The sequence below is a fragment of the Burkholderia sp. AU27893 genome, assembly GCF_002223205.1.
Lineage (GTDB): Bacteria > Pseudomonadota > Gammaproteobacteria > Burkholderiales > Burkholderiaceae > Burkholderia.
On sequence record NZ_NKFD01000001.1, the window covers coordinates 2,336,242 to 2,360,345 of the forward strand.

General features: G+C 65.8%; 23 protein-coding genes and 1 pseudogene. 13 read left to right on the forward strand and 11 right to left on the reverse strand.

All coding sequences use genetic code 11. From position 1 onward, the window contains the following. Positions 1 to 95 precede the first annotated feature (95 nt). From CFB47_RS11025 to CFB47_RS11060, 8 genes are all read left to right on the forward strand, one after another. Positions 96 to 1,772 carry a glycosyltransferase family 39 protein gene (locus tag CFB47_RS11025; protein WP_089440261.1) on the forward strand — a complete coding sequence of 559 codons (1,677 nt, stop codon included), beginning with the start codon at positions 96 to 98 and terminating at the stop codon, positions 1,770 to 1,772. A gap of 13 nt (positions 1,773 to 1,785) precedes the next feature. Then, complete coding sequence (locus CFB47_RS11030; protein WP_011352303.1) at positions 1,786 to 2,157, forward strand: EamA family transporter; 372 nt, start codon at positions 1,786 to 1,788, stop codon at positions 2,155 to 2,157. A gap of 133 nt (positions 2,158 to 2,290) precedes the next feature. Continuing rightward, positions 2,291 to 3,442 (forward strand): DegT/DnrJ/EryC1/StrS aminotransferase family protein, encoded by a 1,152-nt coding sequence (locus CFB47_RS11035; protein ID WP_089456346.1) that lies wholly within the window; start codon positions 2,291 to 2,293, stop codon positions 3,440 to 3,442. Positions 3,443 to 3,448: 6 nt separating this feature from the next. After that, on the forward strand, positions 3,449 to 4,486 hold the full coding sequence (locus CFB47_RS11040; protein WP_089461171.1) for a glycosyltransferase: 1,038 nt from the start codon (positions 3,449 to 3,451) through the stop codon (positions 4,484 to 4,486). Next, on the forward strand, positions 4,483 to 5,430 hold the full coding sequence (locus CFB47_RS11045; RefSeq protein WP_089461172.1) for a formyltransferase: 948 nt from the start codon (positions 4,483 to 4,485) through the stop codon (positions 5,428 to 5,430). Before CFB47_RS11040 ends, CFB47_RS11045 begins: the two co-directional genes overlap by 4 nt. After that, on the forward strand, positions 5,427 to 6,482 hold the full coding sequence (locus tag CFB47_RS11050) for a bifunctional UDP-4-keto-pentose/UDP-xylose synthase (protein ID WP_006482864.1): 1,056 nt from the start codon (positions 5,427 to 5,429) through the stop codon (positions 6,480 to 6,482). The genes CFB47_RS11045 and CFB47_RS11050 overlap by 4 nt, the downstream gene beginning before the upstream one ends. A 13-nt stretch (positions 6,483 to 6,495) precedes the next feature. Next, a complete protein-coding gene (locus tag CFB47_RS11055) occupies positions 6,496 to 7,392 on the forward strand; it encodes a polysaccharide deacetylase family protein (RefSeq protein WP_089456348.1) in 897 nt (298 codons plus the stop codon). A gap of 107 nt (positions 7,393 to 7,499) precedes the next feature. Next, positions 7,500 to 7,961, forward strand: a complete 462-nt coding sequence (locus CFB47_RS11060; RefSeq protein ID WP_006756046.1) for a peroxiredoxin — start codon at positions 7,500 to 7,502, stop codon at positions 7,959 to 7,961. Positions 7,962 to 8,153: 192 nt separating this feature from the next. Here CFB47_RS11060 and CFB47_RS41725 read toward each other — a convergent pair. Further along, positions 8,154 to 8,398 (reverse strand): annotated as a pseudogene (locus CFB47_RS41725) (hypothetical protein); the annotation flags it as partial. Between CFB47_RS41725 and CFB47_RS11070 the strand changes: the two are divergent. Then, on the forward strand, positions 8,294 to 10,096 hold the full coding sequence (locus CFB47_RS11070; RefSeq protein ID WP_089425590.1) for a PhoH family protein: 1,803 nt from the start codon (positions 8,294 to 8,296) through the stop codon (positions 10,094 to 10,096). The pseudogene CFB47_RS41725 and the gene CFB47_RS11070 sit on opposite strands and share 105 nt — an antisense overlap. A 236-nt stretch (positions 10,097 to 10,332) precedes the next feature. Continuing rightward, a complete protein-coding gene (locus CFB47_RS11075; protein WP_089461173.1) occupies positions 10,333 to 11,427 on the forward strand; it encodes a C40 family peptidase in 1,095 nt (364 codons plus the stop codon). Between the two features lie 148 nt (positions 11,428 to 11,575). Here CFB47_RS11075 and CFB47_RS11080 read toward each other — a convergent pair whose 3' ends face one another. From CFB47_RS11080 to CFB47_RS11125, 10 genes are all read right to left on the reverse strand, one after another. Further along, on the reverse strand, positions 11,576 to 12,586 hold the full coding sequence (locus CFB47_RS11080) for an inorganic phosphate transporter (protein ID WP_039366985.1): 1,011 nt from the start codon (positions 12,584 to 12,586) through the stop codon (positions 11,576 to 11,578). A 10-nt stretch (positions 12,587 to 12,596) separates the two neighbouring features. Continuing rightward, complete coding sequence (locus tag CFB47_RS11085) at positions 12,597 to 13,223, reverse strand: DUF47 domain-containing protein (protein ID WP_034188683.1); 627 nt, start codon at positions 13,221 to 13,223, stop codon at positions 12,597 to 12,599. A gap of 138 nt (positions 13,224 to 13,361) precedes the next feature. Beyond that, a complete protein-coding gene (gene dnaB / locus CFB47_RS11090; RefSeq protein ID WP_089440267.1) occupies positions 13,362 to 15,782 on the reverse strand; it encodes a replicative DNA helicase in 2,421 nt (806 codons plus the stop codon). Between the two features lie 139 nt (positions 15,783 to 15,921). Continuing rightward, entirely contained in the window at positions 15,922 to 16,374 is a 453-nt protein-coding gene (gene rplI / locus CFB47_RS11095; RefSeq protein WP_021156519.1) for a 50S ribosomal protein L9, read from the reverse strand. Between the two features lie 27 nt (positions 16,375 to 16,401). Then, complete coding sequence (gene rpsR, locus CFB47_RS11100) at positions 16,402 to 16,677, reverse strand: 30S ribosomal protein S18 (RefSeq protein ID WP_006486248.1); 276 nt, start codon at positions 16,675 to 16,677, stop codon at positions 16,402 to 16,404. A gap of 4 nt (positions 16,678 to 16,681) precedes the next feature. After that, positions 16,682 to 16,981 carry a primosomal replication protein N gene (gene priB, locus CFB47_RS11105; protein ID WP_011657069.1) on the reverse strand — a complete coding sequence of 100 codons (300 nt, stop codon included), beginning with the start codon at positions 16,979 to 16,981 and terminating at the stop codon, positions 16,682 to 16,684. 40 nt (positions 16,982 to 17,021) lie between these two features. Further along, the gene (rpsF, locus tag CFB47_RS11110) at positions 17,022 to 17,396 is read right to left on the reverse strand and encodes a 30S ribosomal protein S6 (protein ID WP_006402295.1); all 375 of its coding nucleotides are present in this window, start codon (positions 17,394 to 17,396) and stop codon (positions 17,022 to 17,024) included. A 243-nt stretch (positions 17,397 to 17,639) separates the two neighbouring features. Continuing rightward, complete coding sequence (locus tag CFB47_RS11115) at positions 17,640 to 18,524, reverse strand: anti-sigma factor (protein ID WP_089440268.1); 885 nt, start codon at positions 18,522 to 18,524, stop codon at positions 17,640 to 17,642. Continuing rightward, positions 18,514 to 19,155, reverse strand: coding sequence for an RNA polymerase sigma factor (locus CFB47_RS11120; protein ID WP_089461174.1), 642 nt, complete (start codon positions 19,153 to 19,155; stop codon positions 18,514 to 18,516). Before CFB47_RS11120 ends, CFB47_RS11115 begins: the two co-directional genes overlap by 11 nt. 176 nt (positions 19,156 to 19,331) lie before the next feature. Beyond that, complete coding sequence (locus tag CFB47_RS11125) at positions 19,332 to 20,243, reverse strand: LysR family transcriptional regulator (protein ID WP_089461175.1); 912 nt, start codon at positions 20,241 to 20,243, stop codon at positions 19,332 to 19,334. A gap of 172 nt (positions 20,244 to 20,415) precedes the next feature. On the opposite strand from CFB47_RS11125, the gene gcl reads away from it, so the two are divergent. The 3 genes from gcl to CFB47_RS11140 are packed head-to-tail and all read left to right on the forward strand — an operon-like array spanning position 20,416 to position 23,979. After that, the gene (gcl, locus tag CFB47_RS11130) at positions 20,416 to 22,191 is read left to right on the forward strand and encodes a glyoxylate carboligase (protein WP_089440270.1); all 1,776 of its coding nucleotides are present in this window, start codon (positions 20,416 to 20,418) and stop codon (positions 22,189 to 22,191) included. Positions 22,192 to 22,234: 43 nt separating this feature from the next. Next, positions 22,235 to 23,044 carry a hydroxypyruvate isomerase gene (gene hyi / locus CFB47_RS11135; RefSeq protein WP_021162122.1) on the forward strand — a complete coding sequence of 270 codons (810 nt, stop codon included), beginning with the start codon at positions 22,235 to 22,237 and terminating at the stop codon, positions 23,042 to 23,044. A gap of 41 nt (positions 23,045 to 23,085) precedes the next feature. After that, complete coding sequence (locus CFB47_RS11140) at positions 23,086 to 23,979, forward strand: 2-hydroxy-3-oxopropionate reductase (RefSeq protein ID WP_089461176.1); 894 nt, start codon at positions 23,086 to 23,088, stop codon at positions 23,977 to 23,979. The last annotated feature ends 125 nt before the right edge of the window (positions 23,980 to 24,104 follow it).

A 24,104-nucleotide genomic window follows, 5' to 3' on the forward strand; every position in this document is an offset into this window, starting at 1 on the left:
CAGCGGGTCGATCCCCCGGATCGGCCCGGCCAGGCCGCCCGCCCCCGGCGCAACCCGCCGGCGGCCCGTCACAACAACCAACAGGCTGAATATCCATGAACGATACGCCGTCGAGGCTACCGCTCAATCGCATCACGCTCGTCCTCCTCGTCATCGCGCTCGCGATCGTCTGGTTCGCGCCGCTCGGGCTGCGCCACCTGATCCCGAGCGACGAAGGCCGCTATGCGGAAATGGCGCGCGAGATGTTCGTCACCGGCGACTGGATCACGCCGCGCTACAACGGCTACAAGTATTTCGAGAAGCCGCCGCTGCAGACCTGGCTGAACGCGCTCACGTTCGCGTGGTTCGGCATCGGCGAATGGCAGGCGCGCCTCTACACGGCCGTCGCGAGCTTCGCCGGCATCCTGCTGGTCGGCTACACCGGCGCGCGCCTGTTCAACCCGCTGTCGGGCTTCCTCGCCGCCGTCGTGCTCGCGTCGTCGCCGTACTGGAACCTGATGGGCCACTTCAACGCGCTCGACATGGGGCTCGCGTTCTGGATGGCGCTGTCGCTGTGCTCGCTGCTGCTCGCGCAGCGGCCCGGGCTGCGCCCGGCCGCGGCACGCGGCTGGATGTGGGCATGCTGGGCCGCGATGGCGTTCGCGGTGCTGTCGAAGGGCCTCGTCGGCCTGATCCTGCCCGGCGCCGTGCTCGTGCTCTATACGCTGATCGCGCGCGACTGGGCGCTGTGGAAGCGCCTGTACCTGGTGAGCGGCCTCGTGATCTTCTTCGCGATCGTCACGCCGTGGTTCGTGCTCGTCCAGCAGCGCAACCCCGAGTTCTTCAATTTCTTCTTCATCGTCCAGCAGTTCCGCCGGTACCTGACCCCGGAACAGAACCGCCCGGGCCCGCTCTACTACTTCGTGCCCGTGCTGCTGGTCGGCTTCCTGCCGTGGCTGTCGGTCGCGTGGCAGAGCATCCGCCATGCGCTGCGGATGCCGCGCCAGCCGAACGGCTTCTCGCCGATGCTCGTGCTGCTGATCTGGAGCGCATTCATCTTCCTGTTCTTCAGCGCGTCGCATTCGAAGCTGATCTCGTACGTGCTGCCGGTCGCGCCGGCGCTCGCGCTGATCATCGGCGCGTACCTGCCGCTGATGAGCGCCGACCGGTTCCGCCGCCACCTGCTCGGCAACCTCGTGTTCCTAGTCGTCGCGGCGTTCGGGATCATCTTCCTCGCGTACCAGGGCGATGCCCGCACGCCGAACGCGCTGTACCGCGCGTTCCAGATGTGGCTGTACGCGGGCCTCGCGGTCGCGGCCGCGCTGACGCTCGCGGCCGCATGGCTGAACCGCCGCGCGGGCGTGGCCGCCGCGCTCGCCGCGTTCGGCGCCGCCTGGCTCGCGTTCGGCACGATCGGCGGCACCGGTCACGACGAATTCGGCCGCTACAGCTCGGGCGCGCTGCTCGCGCCCACCGTGCGCGCCGAACTGGCGAAACTGCCGGCCGACACGCCGTTCTACTCGATCGAGATGCTCGATCACACGTTCCCGTTCTACATGGGCCACACGACGATCATGGTCCAGCGCCAGGACGAACTCGCGTTCGGGATCTCGATGGAGCCGAACAAGTGGATTCCGACCGTCGACGAGTGGATCACGCGCTGGAAGCAGGAAACCCATGCGCTCGCGATCATGCCGCCCGGCGAGTACGACACCCTGGTCAAGCAAGGCGTGCCGATGCGCGTGATTGCACGCGACAACCGCCGCGTGATCGTCGAGAAACCGCAATCGTAAGGACGCCCGCTGCATGAATCCCGTTTCGTTCGTCTGCATCATCACCGGCGTGATGCTCAACGCCTGTGCGCAACTTCTGCTGAAAGCCGGCGTCAACGCCGTTGGACACTTCGAATTCAGCCGTGCGAACATCATCCCGGTCGGCCTGAAGATCGCGACCCAATTGCCGATCATCGGCGGCCTCGGCTGCTACGTGCTGAGCGTCGTGGTCTGGATCGTCGGGCTGTCGCGGGTCGACGTGTCGATCGCGTACCCGATGCTGTCGCTCGGCTATGTCGTCAACGCGTTCGCCGCCTGGTACCTGTTCGGCGAAGTGCTGTCGGTCCAGCGGCTCGTCGGCATCGGCATCATCCTGATCGGCGTGCTGGTGCTCGCGCGAAGCTGAGCCCGGCCGCCGCGCGCATTAAGCGTCTGCCTACAAAAAATCACGGTGCGATTCCGCCAACCGGTGTTTAATGCCGGTTTCGGCCGGGATCGCCCGACCCTTTTATTACACGCCATTACAGGCCAAAGCGTACATGAGCCAGACTACCGCTCCGTTTCTGCCGTTCACCCGCCCCGAGATCGATGAGGAAACCATCCAGGGCGTCGTCGACGTGCTGCGCTCGGGCTGGATCACCACCGGCCCGCAGAGCCAGAAATTCGAGGCGGCGCTGTCCGAATACTGCGGCGGCCGTCCGGTCCGCGCGTTCAATTCGGGCACCTGCACGCTGGAGATCGGCCTGCGCATCGCGGGCGTCGGCCCCGGCGACGAAGTCATCACGACGCCGGCGTCGTGGGTCTCGACCAGCAACGTGATCCTCGAGACGGGCGCGACGCCCGTGTTCGCCGACATCGATCCCGTCACGCGCAACATCGACCTCGACAAGCTCGAGCAGGCGATCACGCCGCGCACGAAGGCCATCATCCCGGTGTTCCTGTCCGGCCTGCCGGTCGACATGGACCGCCTGTACGCCATTGCGCGCGCACACAAGCTGCGCGTGATCGAGGATGCCGCGCAGGCGTTCGGCTCGACGTGGAACGGCAAGCGCATCGGCGCGATCGGCGACATCGTGTCGTTCAGCTTCCACGCGAACAAGAACCTGACGACGATCGAAGGCGGCGCACTCGTGCTGAACAACGAGGAAGAAGCGACGCTCGCGCAGAAGTACCGGCTGCAGGGCATCACGCGCACGGGCTTCGACGGGATGGATTGCGACGTGCTCGGCGGCAAGTACAACCTGACCGACGTCGCCGCGCGCGTCGGCCTCGGGCAGCTGCCGCACATCGAACGCTTCACCGCGCAGCGCCGCGCGCTTGCGCGTGCCTACTTCGCCGAATTCGACGGCAGTGCGGCCGTGAAGCTCGGCGTCGGCCTGCCGATCGCCGAATTCGAGAACGGCAACTGGCACATGTTCCTGATCACGCTGCCGCTCGAGCGCCTGACGATCACCCGCGCCGAGTTCATGGCGCAGATGAAGGAACGCGGCATCGGCACGGGTATCCACTACCCGGCGATCCATCTTTTCACGCTGTACCGTGCACGCGGCTTCAAGGAGGGCATGTTCCCCCACGCCGAACGGTACGGCGCGTCGACCGTCACGCTGCCGCTCTTCACGCAGATGACGGAAGGCGACGTGCGTCGCGTGGTCGACGCCATCAACCAGATTTGTGAACAATACGGAAAATAAGCGTACATGAGTCACCTTGAAGCACGCGCCGGGCATCCGGCCGCCGGGCACCTGGACGCCGGCCGGCTCGAAGTATCGGTCATCATCCCCGTGTACAACGAGGAAGACGGCCTCGCTGCGCTGTTCGCGCGGCTGTATCCGGCGCTCGACGCACTCGACACGTCATACGAAGTGATCCTGATCAACGACGGCAGCCGCGACCGCTCGGCGGCGATGCTCGCCGATCAGTTCCACGTCCGTCCCGACACGACACGCGTCGTGCTGCTCAACGGCAACTACGGCCAGCACATGGCGATCCTCGCCGGCTTCGCGCAATCGCGCGGCGAGATCGTCATCACGCTCGACGCCGACCTGCAGAACCCGCCCGAGGAAATCGGCAAGCTGATCGCGAAGATGCGCGAGGGCTACGACTACGTCGGCTCGATCCGCAAGCAGCGCCAGGACAGCCTTTGGCGGCGCAAGGCGTCGCAGATGATGAACCGCCTGCGCGAGCGCATCACGCGCATCAAGATGACCGACCAGGGCTGCATGCTGCGCGCGTACAGCCGCCGCATCATCGACACGATCAACGTGTGCGGCGAAGTCAACACGTTCATCCCGGCCCTCGCGTACACGTTCGCGCAGAAACCGACCGAGATCGAGGTCGCGCACGAGGAGCGCTTCGCCGGCGAGTCGAAGTACTCGCTGTACAGCCTGATCCGGCTGAACTTCGACCTCGTGACGGGTTTCTCGGTCGTGCCGCTGCAGTGGCTGTCGTTCATCGGCGTGATCCTGTCGCTCGGCTCCGCCGCGCTGTTCGTGCTGCTGCTCGTGCGCCGCTTCATCGTCGGCGCGGAAGTGCAAGGCGTGTTCACGCTGTTCGCCATCACGTTCTTCCTGCTCGGCGTGATCATCTTCGCGCTGGGCCTGCTCGGCGAATACGTCGGCCGCATCTACCAGCAGGTGCGTGCACGGCCGCGCTACCTGATCCAGGCCGTGCTTGAGCAGCACGACGGCGTGCCGCCGGTGCCGGCCGGCGCGAACCGCACGGGTGCCGCGCAATGAAGCCGCGCGCAGTCGTCTTCGCCTATCACAACGTCGGCGTGCGCTGCCTGCAGGTGCTGCTCGCGCGCGGCGTCGACGTCGCGCTCGTCGTCACGCACGAGGACAACCCGAACGAGAACATCTGGTTCGGCAGCGTCGCATCCGTCGCGGCCGAGCACGGCATTCCGGTGCTCACGCCGGCCGATCCCGCCGATCCGGCGCTGCGCCGCGCGGTATCCGACGCGCAGCCGGACTTCATCTTCTCGTTCTACTACCGGCACATGCTGCCGGTGGACCTGCTCGCGATCGCGCCGAAGGGCGCGTACAACATGCACGGGTCGCTGCTGCCGAAATACCGGGGTCGGGTACCGACCAACTGGGCGGTGCTGCACGGCGAAACCGAAACCGGCGCGACGCTGCACGAGATGGCGGCGAAACCCGACGCCGGCGCGATCATCGGCCAGACCGCGGTGCCGATCCTGCCGGACGACACGGCCACGCAGGTGTTCGACAAGGTCACGGTAGCCGCCGAGCAGACGCTCTGGCGCGTGCTGCCCGCGCTGCTCGCGGGCGAGGCGCCGCACCTGCCGAACGATCTCTCGAGCGGCAGCTACTACGGCGGGCGCAAGCCCGAGGACGGCCGCATCGACTGGTCGAAGCCGGCCGCGCAGGTCTACAACCTGGTGCGCGCGGTCGCGCCCCCGTATCCGGGCGCGTTCACGGACGTCGACGGCACGCGTTTCGTAATCGCGCGCGCGCGCCTGGCGGCGCCCGGCAGCGCGGCGGCAGCCGCCGCGGCAGATTTGCCGCCCGGCCTGCACGTAAGCGATAATGCGCTATTCGGCGTCTGCGGCGACAGCCGCGCCCTATCCATTCTCGAGCTGTGGCAGCAGCGCGACGGCAGCGAAACCGTCGTGACGCCCGCGGAATTCGCGCAGTTCATTCATTCTTCCCGTCATTCATGAAAGCAAAAAAAGTCCTGATCCTGGGTGTGAACGGCTTCATCGGCCATCACCTGTCGAAGCGCATTCTTGAAACCACCGATTGGGAAGTGTTCGGCATGGACATGCAGACCGATCGGCTGGGCGACCTCGTCAATCACGAGCGGATGCATTTCTTCGAAGGCGACATCACGATCAACAAGGAGTGGGTCGAGTATCACGTGAAGAAGTGCGACGTGATCCTGCCGCTCGTCGCGATCGCGACGCCCGCCACCTACGTCCAGCAGCCGCTGCGCGTGTTCGAACTCGACTTCGAGGCGAACCTGCCGATCGTGCGTTCGGCCGTCAAGTACGGCAAGCACCTCGTGTTCCCGTCGACCTCCGAGGTCTACGGCATGTGCTCGGACGAGCAGTTCGACCCGGATGCGTCGGCCCTCACCTACGGCCCGATCAACAAGCCGCGCTGGATCTACGCGTGCTCGAAGCAGCTGATGGACCGCGTGATCTGGGGCTACGGGATGGAAGGCCTGAACTTCACGCTGTTCCGCCCGTTCAACTGGATCGGCCCGGGCCTCGACTCGATCTACACGCCGAAGGAAGGCAGCTCGCGCGTGGTCACGCAGTTCCTCGGCCACATCGTGCGCGGCGAGAACATCAGCCTCGTCGACGGCGGCTCGCAGAAGCGCGCGTTCACCGACATCGGCGACGGCATCAGCGCGCTGATGAAGATCATCGAGAACAAGGACGGCGTCGCGTCGGGCAAGATCTACAACATCGGGAATCCGAAGAACAACTTCTCGGTTCGCGAACTCGCGCACAAGATGCTCGAACTGGCGGCGGAATTCCCCGAGTACGCCGATTCGGCCAAGCAGGTGAAGCTCGTCGAGACGACGTCCGGCGCCTACTACGGCAACGGCTACCAGGACGTGCAGAACCGCGTGCCGAAGATCGACAACACGATGCAGGAACTCGGCTGGGCGCCGCAAGCGACGTTCGACGACGCGCTGCGCAACATCTTCGAAGCGTATCGCGGCCACGTCGCCGACGCGCGCGCGCTCGTCGAACAGCAAGGCTGATCGGGACGTTCGCTTGGCTCGCATCGTCCTCAAGATCGACGTCGACACGCTGCGCGGCACGCGCGAAGGCGTGCCGAACCTCGCGCGCATCTTCGACCGCTTCAATGCGCGCGCGACCTTCCTCTTCAGCCTCGGGCCCGATCACACGGGCTGGGCGCTGCGGCGCGTGTTCCGCCCCGGCTTCCTGAAGAAAGTGTCGCGCACGTCGGTGGTCGAGCACTACGGCGTGAAGCAGCTGATGTACGGCGTGCTGCTGCCGGGCCCCGACATCGGCCGCCGTGCCATCGCCGACATGCGCGCGATCCACGAGGCCGGCTTCGAATGCGGGATCCACACGTGGGATCACGTGTACTGGCAGGACAACGTCCGTGCACGCGATCGCGACTGGACCGCGCGTGAAATGCAGAAGAGTCACGCGCGCTTCATCGAGGTCTTCGGCGCGCCGCCCGTCACGCACGGCGCGGCCGGCTGGCAGATGAACGATTCCGCGTTCGAGCAGATCGACGCATGGGGGATGCGCTACGCCTCCGACGGCCGCGGTCATTCGCCGTACCTGCCCGTCGTCAACGGCCGCACGCTGTCGCACGTGCAGATGCCCACCACGTTACCGACGCTCGACGAAGTGCTCGGCATCGACGGCATCGACACGCACAACGTCGCCGCGCACATCCTCAAGTTCACCGAAACCAATCCGCACGACCAGGTGTTCACGCTGCATGCGGAGCTGGAAGGCCAGAAGCTCGCGCCCGTGTTCGAGCAACTGCTCGCTGGCTGGCGCGCGCAAGGCCACACGTTCGCGACGATGGGCGACTACCACGCGACGCTGGACCGCGACTCGCTGCCATCGTACCCTGTCACGTGGGGCGAAATCCCAGGCCGCTCTGGCGAACTGATCGTCCAGCCCGACTGAGTTCGCACGAGCCGGCGTCGCCGCACCGCCCTTGCGGCGCGCTGCCGCGACGCCCCGCCGTACCGCGCCGCCGCAGCGGCGCCTTTCCATAACAACAGGAGAAACACGTGTCCGTCGAAGTTGACCGTCAAGTTCCCGATTTCACCGCACCGGCCACGGGCGGCGACATTTCGCTGTCCGACCTGAAGGGCAAGAAACTCGTGCTGTACTTCTATCCGAAGGACAACACGCCGGGCTGCACGACCGAAGGGCTGCAGTTCCGCGATCTCTATCCGAAGTTCAAGAAAGCCGGTGCGGAAGTCATCGGCGTGTCGCGCGACAGCCTGCGCTCGCATGACAATTTCAAGGCAAAGCTCGAACTGCCGTTCCCGCTGATTTCCGATGCCGACGAGGCGCTGTGCGCGCTGTTCGATGTCATCAAGATGAAGAAAATGTATGGCAAGGAAGTGCGCGGAATCGAGCGCTCCACGTTCCTGATCGACGCCGACGGCGTGCTTCGCCAGGCATGGCGCGGCATCAAGGTACCGGGTCATGTGGACGACGTGCTAAGTGCTGTACAAGCGCTTTGAGGCGCGTTATATTGGGCCGCAATGAATGCCAGTTCGCCCCATATTTCTCGTAGCTGCGCCGGTGCTCGTTGCGATGCTTGCCGGCACCTGACGCGCATTACGACCGTATCAGCTGAGCCGCATGCCTCTATCGACGGGGCAGCGGCTTTTTTTATGGATTGCGCGCCGGGCCTCGGTCCGGCCCTCACCGCGTCAAGGAGCTGATCGACACTTAGGCGAACCGGCTAGACGAACTTCCTGTGCGCCACCGCGCGCAAACTGCATGCGTCTACGTCACGCAGGATGCGATCAGCGGCGCACGCCATGCGACACGATTCCTCCCGAGGGACACCATGCCTTTGCCTACTCCCCCCAGCAAGCTCGGCAGCCTGCTGCCGCCCGACGAATACAAGGCGAAAGCGCGGCCCGCGAAAGCCGCGAAGAAATCCGCCGAAGGGGACGCATCCACAGCCGGTGACTTTGGTCCGGCGAGCGTGGCCCAACCGATGACCGAAGCCGCGAACACGGCCGCGCCCTTGCGCGCCGTCGCGTCTTCGGCGCAAGATGCCGCGAGCGCACCCGCACGCGGCCGCAAGACCAAACAGACGGCCGCCCTGCTGCAGCCGATGCCGGCGCCCGCCGAACCCGCGGCACCCGTCGTTGCACGCAACGACAAACCGGCTGCCGACAAACCGGCCGCCGCCCCCGCGCGCGACACCGGCGCCGCGACGAAGTCGCGCAGCCGCAAGCCCGCCGAAGCCGAACTGCAGAAACTGTTCGTGCTCGACACCAACGTGCTGATGCACGATCCGAGCAGCCTCTTCCGCTTCGAGGAACACGACGTCTATCTGCCGATGATGACGCTCGAGGAACTCGACAACCACAAGAAGGGGATGTCCGAAGTCGCGCGCAATGCACGCCAGGTCAGCCGCACGCTCGACGCGCTCGTCGCCGATGCCGGCCCGATCACGGCCGGCATCCCGCTGTCGCGCCTCGGCAGCCGCGAGGCGCTCGGCCGCCTGTACTTCCAGACGAAGCTGGCGGACATCGCGCCCGTCGAAGGCTTGCCCGAAGGCAAGGCCGACAACCAGATCCTCGGCGTCGTGCGCGCGCTGCAGCGCGACCGGCCCGATCGCCAGGTCGTGCTGGTGTCGAAAGACATCAACATGCGGATCAAGGCGCACGCGCTCAGCCTGCCCGCGGAAGACTACTTCAACGACCAGGTGCTCGAGGACAAGGACCTCCTGTACAACGGCGTGCGCGAACTGCCGCAGGACTTCTGGACCAAGCACGCGAAGGGCATGGAGAGCTGGCAGGACACGAAGACGGGCACCACGTACTACCGCGTGACCGGCCCGCTCGTCGCGTCGATGCTCGTCAACGAGTTCGTCTATCTCGAGCCGCAGAACGGCGAGCCGACGTTCCATGCGATCGTCCGCGAGCTGAACGGCAAGACGGCGCTGCTGCAGACGCTGCGCGACTACAGCCACCACAAGAACAACGTGTGGGGCATCACCGCGCGCAACCGCGAGCAGAATTTCGCGCTGAACCTGCTGATGAACCCCGAGATCGACTTCGTCACGCTGCTCGGCCAGGCCGGCACCGGCAAGACGCTCGTCGCGCTCGCGGCCGGCCTCGCGCAGGTGCTCGACGACAAGCGCTACAACGAGATCATCGTGACGCGCGCGACCGTGCCGGTCGGCGAGGACATCGGTTTCCTGCCGGGCACCGAGGAAGAGAAGATGCAGCCGTGGATGGGTGCATTCGACGACAACCTCGAAGTGCTGCAGAAGACCGACGACGCGGCCGGCGAATGGGGCCGTGCCGCGACGCAGGAACTGATCCGTTCGCGCCTGAAGGTGAAGAGCATGAACTTCATGCGCGGCCGTACGTTCGTCGACAAGTACCTGATCATCGACGAGGCGCAGAACCTGACGCCGAAGCAGATGAAGACGCTCGTCACGCGCGCCGGCCCGGGCACGAAGATCGTGTGCCTCGGCAACATCGCGCAGATCGACACGCCTTACCTGACCGAAGGCAGCTCGGGCCTCACGTACGTCGTCGACCGCTTCAAGGGCTGGGGCCACAGCGGCCACGTGACGCTTGCGCGCGGTGAACGCTCGCGGCTCGCCGACTACGCGTCGGACATCCTGTAACGCGGCTGGCCGGCCGATCGGCCGGCTGTCGACGCCTCGCAGCGCTCCTCTCAGGAGCGCCGTTTTTATTTGGGGTCGAAGACGTAAGTAACGCTTCGTCACGCAACAGCGCAGTTTACGCGCGAAACTTCAAGTAAATTCTCAAGAATAGTTGCTTAAGCCCCGCCGGAGCGTCTACCATCGGGTCTGTCTGTTGTCATACGATTCGCGAGCGCGCCGCGCTTGCCCGCCTTGCCATGCTTCGAATTTGGGTTCCCGTCGCCGTCGTTTCCCTGCTTGCGGCCTGCTCCAGCGTGCCGCCGCAGTCGGCATCGCGCTCCGATTCAGGCATGAGGATCACGACGCCGCGCGCGTTCCCCGCCCCCGCCAATTTCCCGAAATTCGTCGATCACAGCGTCGGCCAGGAAGAAATCTCGATCCAGGCGATGAGCCTCGTCGGCGTCCCGTACCGCTGGGGCGGCAACACGCCGACGAGCGGCTTCGACTGCAGCGGGCTCGTGCGCTATGTGATCGGCCGGGCGGCCGACGTGAACCTGCCGCGCACGACGGCCGACATGAGCGGCCGCGGCGTGTCGATCGAGCCCGACCAGATCGCGCCGGGCGACCTGATCTTCTTCAATACGACCGGACGGCCGCATTCGCACGTCGGCATTTATGTCGGCAAGCTGCGCTTCGTCAACGCACCGTCGACGGGCGGCACCGTGCGGCTCGACTACCTGACGAACCCGTACTGGGCCAAGCGTTTCGACGGCATTCGCCGCGTCGCGCCGCCGCGCGGGGCGCCGACGCCATTCGATGCACCGACCTACGAGGCGAAGCGCGACGAGCCGCGCAGCGCGCCGGCGGCCGCACCGACCCCGGTAGTCGTGACTGCCGCCGCGCCGCGGCCGCCTGCCTATGCCTCGTCGCAAGCGAGAACCGCGCAGGCGCCTGCACCTGCGCCGGTCAGCGCTGCCGCGCCGGTCGTGACGACCGCCGCAGCCGCACCCACGGCCCCGGCCGCCGATCCGTACGAACCGCCGCCACCGCGCAGGCAGGCCGCGCAGCAACAGGCAACGTCAGTGAATGATGGGATGAACGCGATGACGGCCAATGCAGCGCCTGCCGCCCCGGTCGAGTCCGGCACGCAGATTCCCACGACGGCGCTCACGGCCGCCCAGGCCGCCGCATTCGATGCCGAACCGCCGCCTGCCGCTGCGCCGGCATCTCCGCGCAGTATCGAGCCCCCACCTGTGCAGGTATGGCGCGCATCGACGCAATCCGCGCCCGTCAGCCCGCGCACCAGTACGGCAGACGATCCGATCGCGCGGTTTGCGAACGGAAGCTACTGACCGGTTGCCCGAACCTCGACAGTCAATCACGTTGGCGGTATCCGCCGCCGCCCCGCCCGTTCCGCCGCGAACTCCCCGCTCCAAAAGAAAATGCGCCGCAGCCTTTCGGCTGGCGGCGCATCGGATGTCGATCCGGCTACGTCGGCGATCAGAAGATCTGGTGACCGAGCCACCATCCGCCGGCCGCGAACAACGCAGCCGCGGGCAGCGTCAGCACCCAGGCCCACACGATGTTGCCGGCCACGCCCCAGCGCACGGCCGACAGCTTCTGCGTCGCGCCGACACCGACGATCGCACCGGTGATCGTGTGCGTGGTCGACACCGGGATGCCGAGGAACGACGCGAGGAACAGCGTCATCGCGCCACCCGTTTCCGCACAGAAACCACCGACCGGCTTGAGCTTCGTGATCTTCTGGCCCATCGTGCGCACGATGCGCCAGCCGCCGAACAGCGTGCCGAGGCCCATCGACAGGTAGCACGCGCCGATTACCCACGCCGGCGGCGCATCGGCGGTCGCCGACGCATAGCCCGACGCGATCAGCAGCATCCAGATGATGCCGATGGTCTTCTGCGCGTCGTTGCCCCCGTGGCCAAGGCTGTACAGCCCGGCCGACAGCAGCTGCAACCGGCGGAAGCGCCGGTCGACCTTGCTGGGCGCAGTGCGGAAATACAGCCACGACACGCCGAGCATGAACAGCGAACCGAGGATGAAGCCGAGCAGCGGCGAGATGAAGATGAACGCGATGGTCTTCAGCAGTCCGTCGATGTTCAGCGAGCTCCAGCCCGACTTGGCGAGCGCCGCGCCGACGAGGCCGCCGATCAGCGCGTGCGACGAGCTCGACGGGATCCCGTAGTACCACGTGATCACGTTCCAGCCGATCGCACCGACCAGCGCGCCGAAGATGACGTAGTGGTCGACGATCCCGGGGTCGATCGTGCCTTTACCGACGGTCTGGGCGACTTTCAGGTGGAAGATGAAGTACGCGATCACGTTGAACGCGGCCGCGAACACGACGGCCTGCTGGGGCTTCAGCACCCCGGTCGACACGACGGTGGCGATCGAGTTCGCCGCGTCGTGAAAGCCGTTCATGAAGTCGAATACGAGCGCGACGAGCACGAGTGCCGCGACCATCCATAGGGCGAGTTGTATCGAATGCATCGTGGTCCGCTCAGGCGTTTTCCAGCACGATGCCTTCGATGATGTTCGCGACGTCCTCGCACTTGTCGGTGATCTCTTCGAGCAACTCGTAGATCGCCTTCAGCTTGATGAGCGTCTTCACGTCGTCTTCCTCGCGGAACAGCTTCGACATGGCCGCGCGCAGCACGCGATCGGCTTCCGACTCCCAGCGGTCGATCTCCTCGCACTGCTTGAGGATCTGTGCCGACTGCTTCATGTCGGACAGCAACCCGACCGCCTGCTGCACGTGCTGGGCCGACTGCGTGACGATGTGCGCGAGCTGGCTCGCTTCCGACGTGACGGAACGTACGTCGTACAGCGACACGGCGGTCGCGACGTCTTCCATCAGGTCGAGGATGTCGTCCATCGTCGTGATCAGCTTGTGGATCTCGTCGCGATCGAGCGGCGTGATGAAGGTCTTGTGCAGCAGATCGATCGCCTCGTGCGTGAGCTTGTCGGCGGCCTTCTCGGCGGTTTGCACGTTTTGCTTGTGAATCTCGGCGTCGGCGAGATTGTCGATCAGCAGTTCGAGCTCGCGGCCACCGGAAACGATGTGCTTCGCGTGCGCGTTGAAGAGTTCAAAGAACTTGCCCTCGGTGGGCATGAATCGACCGAACATGGGATTCCTGAGAGATTGTCAAACTACTGTCACGAAAACGGGCGACATTGTACCGTTTTCGGTCGCGCCGCGACGCGCGCACATGCACGCGCCGGGATTGGATACAACGTTTGGCGATTTAGGGCTTTACAACCGGCGTTACTCGCCGTAGAACGTCTGCGCCCCTGCAAAGTTGTCGAACTTCGTGTATTGCCCCAGGAACGTGAGCCGAACGGGGCCGATCGGGCCGTTACGCTGCTTGCCGATGATGATTTCGGCCGTGCCCTTGTCGGGGCTGTCCGGGTTGTAGACTTCGTCACGGTAGATGAACAGGATCACGTCCGCGTCCTGTTCGATTGCGCCGGATTCACGCAAATCCGACATCACCGGGCGCTTGTTCGGGCGTTGTTCGAGACCGCGGTTCAGCTGCGACAGCGCGATCACCGGCACGTCGAGTTCCTTCGCGAGGCTCTTCAGCGATCGCGAGATTTCCGAGATTTCGGTCGCGCGGTTCTCGCCCTGCGACGAACCCGACATCAGCTGCAGGTAGTCGACGATGATCAGGCCGAGCTTGCCGCATTGCCGCGCCAGCCGCCGGGCGCGCGAGCGCAATTCCATCGGGTTCAGGCCGCCGGTTTCGTCGATGAAGAGCTGCGCCTCGCTCATCTTCTGCACCGCGTGCGTCAGTTTCGGCCAATCCTCGTCCGTCAGGCGGCCCGTGCGCATCCGGTGCTGGTCGAGCCGGCCGATCGAGCCGAGCATCCGCATCACGAGCTGGGTGCCCGGCATTTCCATCGAGAACACCGCGACCGGCAGCCCGTACTCGACCGCGACGTATTCGCCGATGTTCATCGAGAAGGCGGTGTTGTGCGTCACGACATAGTCGTCGGTCACGTACAAGCGCGACGGATGCGACACCGAAATGCACTGCGTCGCCGTGCGACGCGTCGGCTCGATGCCGACGATCACCGGCATCTTGCGGCGCGAACGCCCGCTCGCCAGCCGCTCGCGCTTACCCTCGAACAGGAAAAGATCCTGAGGATCCGGATGGCTGATCGTGCACACGTACGCCGTCACGCCGGCCACGCGCTGGCCATGCGACGTGAAACTGGTCGCCTTTTCCGAAATCTGGCACCAGGCGCCGAGCGAGCGCGCCAGCTCCTGGACGTCGCGCGCAAGTTGCGGACTCGCGGTCGAGTAACGCACCGTGCCCCAGGATTCGACCCAGCCATCGGTATCGAGCAACCCACGCAACAGATCAAGTCGCGCGTCCTTGCCCGCGTCGAGGTACTCGCGCGGAATGAACTTGTCGTAGCTCGTGCGCCCCCAGACACCAAGCCGCTCGAGCGCCGCCTTCAACGGGTTGACCGTCGGCCGCGATACCGAACCGGCCGGCCGGCGCTTGATTCGCCAGTCGTACCGCCCCGCATGTTCGAGTTCGAGCGTCGCATCGACCCGCGCACGCATCCGCTCCAGCGTCTCCTCGGCCTTGACGCTGAATCGCACCGCCGTACCCCCCATCGAGCCGTCGCCGAGCAAAGCGCCGAGTACCCACGGGTCGACGGGCAGCGCCTCCGTATGCCCGAAATCACCGCTCGCCATGTCGATCCACAAACGGTTGCGATAGCGCTCGCGCGTCAGCAGCGTACGGATTTCCGCCGTGCTCAGGATGCGAGGCTTCGCCCACTCCCGGTAATGGACGCACCACAAATGCTCGTCGCAGCACTCGGCAGAACGACCGTCCGAGAAGCGGACGCGGTACACCTGCCGCTCCCCCTGCGGATAGATGCCGGTCACCGCCGATGGCGCGCCATCGGCCGAAGCCAACTGATCGCCCACCGCCAGCTCACCCATCCGCTTCCAGCCGGCGAGCGTCCTGACGCGAGCATCGAGCGGCTGCGCCTTACCCATCGACGGGCGCCCTGCGACGATGATCAGTTCGCCGCCGTGCATCCCGGACGTCATCCGGTCGAGGTCGACGAAGCCCGTCGGCGTGCCCGTGACGTCGCTCGGGTTCGCCGTGTGGTACAGCGTATCGATGCGCTCGACGACCTGCGTGAGCAGCGGGCCGATCTCGAGGAAGCCCTGGTTGCCGCGCGCGCCCTCTTCGGCGATCGAGAACACCTTCGATTCGGCCTCGTCGAGCAGCTGGCGGACTTCCTTGCCCTGCGGGTTGAACGCATCGGCCGAGATTTCGTCGGCAACCGACACGAGCCGGCGCAGCACCGCGCGGTCGCGCACGATTTCCGCATAGCGGCGGATGTTCGCCGCGCTCGGCGTGTTCTGTGCGAGCGCGTTCAGGTAGGCCAGCCCGCCGACGTCGTCGGCCTTGCCGGACGTGGTCAGCGCTTCGTACACGGTCACGACGTCGGCCGGGCGCGTCGACGCGATCAGGCGGCCGATGTGCTCGTAGATGATCCGGTGGTCGTAGCGGTAGAAATCGCCCTGCGACAGGAAGTCGGCAATCCGGTCCCAGGCCGCGTTGTCGAGCAACAGGCCGCCGAGCACCGACTGCTCGGCTTCGACCGAATGCGGCGGGACTTTCAGCGATTCGATTTGAGGATCTTGCGGCGCGTTCATGGGTTGGGATTATCGCGAATTACACAGGACGGCGCCATACCGGCCACCGGCGAACGAGCAATAAAAAAGGCAGGCCCCGGTTGCCCGGGCGCCTGCCCTTGTCCGGACGGCGGAAGCCGCCCGGAAAGCTTGCGTACGCTTACGCGTGGTCGCCGATCACGTTGATCGTGACGTCGACGACGACGTCCGTATGCAGCGCGACCTGGACGTTGTGCTCGCCGATCATCTTCAGCGGGCCTTCCGGCATGCGAACTTGCAGCTTCTCGACTTCGAAACCTGCCTTCTTCAGCAGTTCCGCGACGTCGCCGTTCGTGACCGAGCCGAACAGACGGCCGTCAACGCCCGACTTCTGCGTGATTTCGAACGACTGGCCGTTCAGCTTCTCGCCGACTGCCTGCGATGCTGCCAGCTTTTCAGCGGCGATCTTTTCGAGTTCGGCGCGGCGAACTTCGAATTCGGCGATCGCTTCCTTCGTTGCACGGCGAGCCTTGCGGTTCGGGATCAGGAAGTTGCGAGCGTAACCGTCCTTGACCTTGACGATGTCGCCGAGGTTACCCAGATTGGCGACTTTTTCCAACAGAATGATTTGCATTCGAATTCTCCTTATTGCGTCGCCTGATTACGCCTTGTGCTGATCGGTGTACGGCAGCAGCGCGAGGAAACGCGCACGCTTGATGGCCGTATCCAGCTGACGCTGATAGTGCGCCTTCGTACCCGTCAGACGAGCCGGCGTGATCTTGCCGTTTTCGCCGATGAAGTCCTTCAGCGTTTCCGTGTCCTTGTAGTCGATCTGCTCGACGCCTGCAGCCGTGAAACGGCAGAACTTCTTGCGCTTGAAGAGCGGGTTTTGTTGCTGACGACGCTTGTCAAATTTCTTACCAGTCGGGCGGGGCATGATTTCAGTCCTTTCCAATGTCCTGCAATGCTGTGATGTGAAACACCAAGGTTCTCGCGTTGCGGCTTTTCTTTGCCAGGAAGCCCGTGAACAGCGTTTCGACGCCCATTTCACGGCTTTCCAGCCTGCCGCTCGCCTCACCGGCCGCCACCGCCTCGATCGTCATTTCGACCTGACGGGGAATGCCTGCTTCGACGACTTCCGTGCGGTGATGCAATGTGGCGCTTGCGATCGGAACACCTGCCGGCGTATATCGCACCGGTGCGCGTTCGACGACGCTCGCCGTCAATTGCAACCTGTTCACGTGAGTGACGCGCCCCTTGATGGCTTAATGAATGACGAACTTAAGCCTGCGCTTCGGTCGGCTGAGCTGCAGCCGCCTTCTTGGCTTCTTCGCGCTGAACTTCCTTCATCATCGGCGACGGGCCGGTTTCGGCCTTCTTCATCTTGACGATGAGGTGGCGCAGCACGGCGTCGTTGAACTTGAACGCGTGTTCGAGTTCGTCGAGCGTCGTCTGGTCGCACTCGATGTTCATGCAGACGTAGTGAGCCTTCGCGAGTTTCTCGATCATGTAGGCCAGTTGGCGACGGCCCCAGTCTTCGACGCGGTGGATCTGACCGCCGTGCGACGTGATCGTGGTCTTGTAACGCTCGATCATCGCGGGCACTTGCTCGCTCTGATCGGGGTGCACGATGAATACGATTTCGTAATGACGCATTACACACTCCTTGTGGATTAAAGCCACCCGGGCGTCTGAACCGGTGTGGCAAGTGAGAAGCCGAAGATTCTAACCCGAATACGGGGCGCGCGCAAGACCAATCGACGGCTCGTGCACGGATTCGGCCATGTTTTCAAAGACTTGAAGGGGCGAACCCGGCAGGTCGGCCGCGTTTCGGCTTATTTCCCGGTCAGGGTCGGAACGGAAAAACGCGCGGCAAGCGGCAGGCCGCGCCCGCCGCCGTCACTCGGTGCGTGTCACGCCGAGTCGCGCATCGAGCGCGGTCCTGAATGCCGCGAGCGCCGACGGTTCGGCGTCGGTCACGGCCCACCAGGTCATGCCGGCCGCCTCCCAGCGGTCGAGCGCGTAGCCTTGCGACACGGTCGTGTACGGCGCTCCCGGCCCCTCGCCGGCCGGCCGCACGTAGACGTCGATCACGTGCTGCCGGTGACGGTAGACGAGCACCGCGACGCGACGCCGCCCGACGTAGTCGAGCCGGCCGCCGACCAGCGCGAAGCCGTCCGCCGCGAGATCCTCGACCGGCGGCGCATAGTCGATCCGGCCGTTGAACCACGGCTTGACCGTGTGCCGGTCGGTCGAGATCACGTCGATGTCGCGCGCCGACAGGTCGGCCCGCACGTGGCTCGACACGAGTTCGTCGACCGTGCGGTCGGTATCGGCATGGCGGGCGGACAACGTCATCCCGCCCGCCGCGGCAAGCGCCACCAGCAGCGCGACGCCCCAGCCGAGGCCGGGCAGCGCAGCCACGCGCGGCCCCATGCCGGCCGACGCCGGGCGTGCTGCTCCGCCTTGATCCGTCAGCCACGAAAACCAGCGGCGGCCACGCGGACGCGCCTGCGGCCTTGACTTCGGTTCGGGCTGCGCCTGCTCGCGCACGGGCGCATCGGCCGCTGCCGGCAGGCTCGCGAGAATGCTGGCCCGCAACGCATCCGGCGCACGATGGTAGTCGGCCTGGCGCACGGCCTGCACCAGCGTGACGATCCGCGCGCGTTCACGGCGGCACGCTTCGCACCCTTCGACATGCTGCTGGACCCGCAACGCATCGGGCGCCGACAGCTCGCGGTCGACGTCCGCGTCCAGCAACGCTCGCGCTTCGTTACAGTCCATCGATAGCCTCCGATGCGGTTCCGCCAGCCGGCGTACGGCCGGGCCTGCCTGCGGCCGCCGGCGCCGGCTCGCCGCCCAGCAGCGCGGCGAGCTTGCGCCGGCCGCGTGCGAGCCGCGACATCACGGTGCCGACCGGCACGTCCGCGATCGCCGCGATCTCGCGGTAGCTCAGGTCCTCCATCTCGCGCAGCACGAGCACCTCGCGGTATTCGGGTGCCAGCTTCGCGAGCGCTTCGTTCACGAGCCGCACGTTCTCGCCGCGCAGCAGGTGCGCGAGCGGATCGTCGGTCGCGGGTTGCCAGTCGTCGGGCACGTCGGTGTCGTCGAGCGTGTCGGGCAGCGCAACCTCGTGCGCATGCGTGCGGCGCCGCCATTCCGTGTACCAGGTGTGGCGCACGATCGTCAGCAGCCACGGCCGGGCGTTGTCGCCGCGACACGAATCGACGAAGCGCAGGGCGCGCATGCACGCGTCCTGGACGACGTCGTCCGCATCGCCGGCGTTGCCGCTCAGCCAGCGCGCGAGGTTGTACGCGGCGTCGAGATGCGGCAGCACCAGCGCACGAAACCGCTCGCCGCGCGCCACCGCGTCGTCCGCCGACCGCTCTTCGATCGCCTGTCCGGCTTGCCCCACATGGCCTCCCTGGTCCCGGCGGCCGAAGCCGCGCCCGTTCCGAGCACGGCGCCCGGACAGACTGGCAACGTGCACGCTCGATGACCTTACCGTCGTTGCGTCGAGTTTATTCCCACGCCGCACGCCCGAAGCGTAAAAAAATGCCGGACAGCCCGGTGGCCGGGCCGTCCGCGCCGTTACGGCGTGGTGCTCCAGTAGCCCGGGCTCGCGTAAGCAGCACGCAGGTAGTCGATGAAGTAGCGCACACGCGCCGGCACGTAGCGCTGCTGCGGGTAGACCGCGAGGATGTCGTAGTCCGGCAACGCATATTCGTCAAGCACGGTTTCCAGCTCGCCCGTCTCGAGCTGCGCGGCGATTTCCCAGGTGGAGCGCCAGCCGAGCCCGAGACCTTCGGCCACCCAGCGGTGCAGCAGTTCGCCGTCGTTGCAGTCGAGATTGCCCGCCACGCGCATCGTCGCGATCTTGCCGTGGCGCTGGAAATACCAGCCGCGGTTCTGCCCGCCCTGCAGGTTGAACGCCAGGCAGTTGTGCCTGAGCAGGTCGTCGAGCGACTTCGGCCGGCCGTGCTGGCGGAAATACTCGGGCGTGCCGCACACGACGCGCCGGTTCGATGCGAGCTTCACCGCGACGAAGTTCGGATCGACGGCCCCGCCGATCCGAATCGACAGGTCGTAGCCTTCGCGCACGAGATCGACGACGCGGTCGGTCAGGTTGAACGACAGCTGCATCTCGGGCTTGTCGGCCAGAAAGCCGGGGGCGTGCGGCGCGACGTGCTTGCGCCCGAATGCGGCCGGCGCGGACACGATCAGGTGCCCGCTGACCGCGCGCCGCCCGGCGGCCAGCTCGTTCTCGGCCTGGTCCCATTCGGACAGGAGGCCGCGGCAGCGCTCGAGGAACGCGGCACCCTCCTCGCTGACCACGAGGCGCCGCGTCGAGCGGTACATCAGCTTCACGCCGAGACGCTTTTCGAGCGCGTCGATGCGCCGCCCGAGCACCACCGGCGACACGCCCTCCTCGAGCGCCGCCGCCGCGAGGCTGCCGGCATCGGCCACCCGCACGAACGTCTCGATCTGCTTGAAGCGATCCATCTCCCGTCTCCGTCTCTATGCCGGCATCGGCGGAAAGCCCCGCCCAGCCGTCATTCCATACTTTTAGTTTCGAAAAAAGCGACTTCGGCTGATCTTATCAAACCTTTCCTGCATCCCTAAAGTGTCCCCAACAGACCCATTTGCAAGATCCACCCCATTCAAGGAGACATTCATGGCCAAGATGAGAGCCGTCGACGCAGCTGTGCTCGTGCTCGAGAAAGAAGGCATCCAGACCGCGTTCGGCGTGCCGGGCGCAGCGATCAACCCGTTCTACTCGGCCATGCGCAAGTCGGGTGGCATCAGCCACGTACTGGCACGCCACGTCGAAGGCGCGTCGCACATGGCCGAAGGCTTCACGCGTGCGGCCCCGGGCAACATCGGCGTGTGCATCGGCACGTCGGGCCCCGCCGGCACCGACATGATCACCGGTCTCTATTCCGCTTCCGCCGACTCGATTCCGATCCTCGCGATCACCGGCCAGGCACCGCGTGCCCGCCTGTACAAGGAAGACTTCCAGGCCGTCGACATCGAGTCGATCGCGAAGCCCGTCACGAAGTGGGCCGTCACCGTGCGCGAGCCGGCGCTCGTGCCGCGCGTGTTCCAGCAGGCATTCCACCTGATGCGCTCGGGCCGTCCGGGACCGGTGCTGGTCGACCTGCCGATCGACGTGCAGCTCGCCGAAATCGAATTCGACATCGACACGTACGAACCGCTGCCGGTCTACAAGCCCGCGGCCACCCGCGCGCAGATCGAGAAGGCGCTCGCGATGCTCAACGACGCGGACAAGCCGCTGATCGTGTCGGGCGGCGGCGTGCTCAACGCAGCGGCCGAAGACCTGCTCGTCCAGTTCGCCGAAACGATCGGCGTGCCGGTGATCCCGACGCTGATGTCGTGGGGCGCGATTGCCGACGACCACCCGCTGATGGCCGGCATGGTCGGCCTGCAGACGTCGCACCGCTACGGCAACGCCACGTTGCTCGCGTCCGACTTCGTGCTCGGCATCGGCAACCGCTGGGCGAACCGCCACACGGGCAGCGTCGAGGTCTACACGAAGGGCCGCAAGTTCGTGCACGTCGACATCGAGCCGACGCAGATCGGCCGCGTGTTCGGCCCGGATCTCGGCATCGTGTCGGACGCGAAAGCCGCGCTGGAACTGTTCGTCGCCGTCGCGCAGGAATGGAAGGCCGCCGGCAAGCTGAAGGACCGCAGCGCCTGGGTCTCGGAATGCCAGGAACGCAAGCGCACGCTGCAGCGCAAGACGCACTTCGACAACGTGCCGGTCAAGCCGCAGCGCGTGTACGAAGAGATGAACAAGGTGTTCGGCCGCGATACGTGCTACGTCAGCACGATCGGCCTGTCGCAGATCGCCGCCGCGCAGTTCCTGCACGTGTTCAAGGCACGCAACTGGATCAACTGCGGCCAGGCCGGCCCGCTCGGCTGGACGATTCCTGCCGCGCTCGGCGTGCGGGCAGCGGACCCGAGCCGCCCGATCGTCGCGCTGTCCGGCGACTACGACTTCCAGTTCATGATCGAAGAACTGGCCGCCGGCGCGCAATTCAAGCTGCCGTACGTGCACGTCGTCGTGAACAACTCGTACCTCGGGCTGATCCGCCAGGCGCAACGTGCGTTCGATATGGACTACTGCGTGCAGCTCGCATTCGACAACGTGAACGCACCGGAACTGAACGGCTATGGCGTCGACCACGTGGCCGTCGCGGAAGGCCTCGGCTGCAAGGCGCTGCGCGTGTTCAAGCCGGAAGAGATCGAGCCGGCGCTGCGCCAGGCGCAAACGCTCGCGGAAGAGTTCAGCGTGCCGGTGGTCGTGGAAGTGATCCTCGAGCGCGTGACGAACATCTCGATGGGCACCGAAATCGACGCGATCAACGAATTCGAGGATCTCGCCGAAAAGGCCGAGCACGCACCGACCGCTATCTCGATGCTCGACTGAACCGCACGACATTTTTGACTGACCGACCGAAGAGGCTTAGCTCATGCCGAAGTTTGCTGCAAACCTGACCATGCTGTTCAACGAAGTGCCGTTCCTCGACCGCTTCAAGGCGGCCGCCGACGCGGGCTTCGACGCCGTCGAGTTCCTGTTCCCGTATCCGTACGCAAAAGAGGAACTCGCCGAGCGGCTCGAGACGCATCGCCTGCGCCTCGTGCTGCACAACCTGCCCGCCGGCAACTGGGACCAGGGCGAGCGCGGCATCGCATGCCTGCCCGATCGCGTCGGCGAGTTCCAGGAAGGGGTCGGCCGTGCGATCGAGTACGCGAAGGCGCTGAAGGTGCCGCAGCTGAACTGCCTCGTCGGCATCCCGTCGGCCAGCACGGCGCGCGACAAGACGTTCGTCACGATCGTCGACAACCTGCGCTTTGCCGCCGACGCGTTGAAGCGCGAAGGCATCCGTCTGCTCGTCGAGCCGTGCAACAGCTTCGACATCCCGGGCTTCGCGCTGAACCGCTCGTCGGAAGGGCTCGACGTGATCCGCGCGGTCGGCTCGGACAACCTGTTCCTGCAGTACGACATCTATCACATGCAGCGCATGGAAGGCGAACTGGCCGCGACGATCGAACGCAACCTCGCATCGATCGGCCACGTCCAGCTCGCGGACAACCCGGGCCGCAACGAGCCGGGCACGGGCGAGATCAACTACGCGTTCCTGTTCGCGCTGCTCGACCGGCTCGGCTATGCCGGCTACGTCGGGTGCGAGTACAAGCCCCGCACCACCACGACGGAAGGCCTCGGCTGGCTGCACAGCGTCGCCGGCTGCGCACCGGGCTCGGCGCGTCGCGCCGCCTGAGATCCGCCCTTTCCGTTTTCAGCCCTATAGGAGACTTTCACATGGCAACCATCGGTTTCATCGGCCTCGGCATCATGGGCGCGCACATGGCGCGCAACCTGCTCAAGGGCGACCATCAGCTCGTCGTGAACGGCGCGTTCCCGATCCCGGACGACCTGCGCACGAGCGCGAAGGTCGTCGCGAACTCGACCGAAGTCGCGAAGAACGCGGACATCATCATCTCGATGGTGCCGGATACGCCGGACGTGCGTAACGTGCTGTTCGCCGACGACGGCGTCGCGAAGGGCCTCTCGGCCGGCAAGCTCGTGATCGACATGAGCTCGATCTCGCCGCTCGACACACAGGAATTCGCGAAGCAGATCAACACACTCGGCTGCGACTACCTCGACGCACCGGTGTCCGGCGGCGAAGTCGGCGCACGCGAAGCGACGCTGACGATCATGGTCGGCGGCCCGGAGGCGGCATTCGAGCGCGCCAGGCCGCTGTTCGAGAAGATGGGCAAGAACATCACGCTCGTCGGCGACAACGGCGCGGGCCAGACCTGCAAGGTCGCGAACCAGATCATCGTCGCGCTGAACATCGAGGCGGTCGGCGAAGCGCTGCTGTTCGCCGCACGTTCGGGCGCCGATCCGGAGCGTGTGCGCCAGGCGCTGATGGGCGGCTTCGCCGCGTCGCGCATCCTGGAAGTGCACGGCGCGCGGATGACGAAGCGCACGTTCGATCCGGGCTTCCGCATCGAGCTGCACCAGAAGGACCTGAACCTCGCGCTCGACGGCGCACGCAAGCTCGGCCTCGCGCTGCCGCATACCGCGAGCGCGCAGCAACTGTTCAGCGTGTGTGCGTCGCACGGCGGCAAGGCCTGGGATCACTCGGCGCTCGTGCGCGCGCTCGAGATCATGTCGAACTTCGAGATCGGCCAGACGCCGGCCGCGTAACACGGCTGCAACGATGCGCGTTTCCGCCGCGATGGCGGACGCGCGCGACAGACACATGTGACCGGCACGGCCGGTCGCATCGATGCGCGAGGCGCCACGCACTTGCGCATCACGGTGGGGCGCCC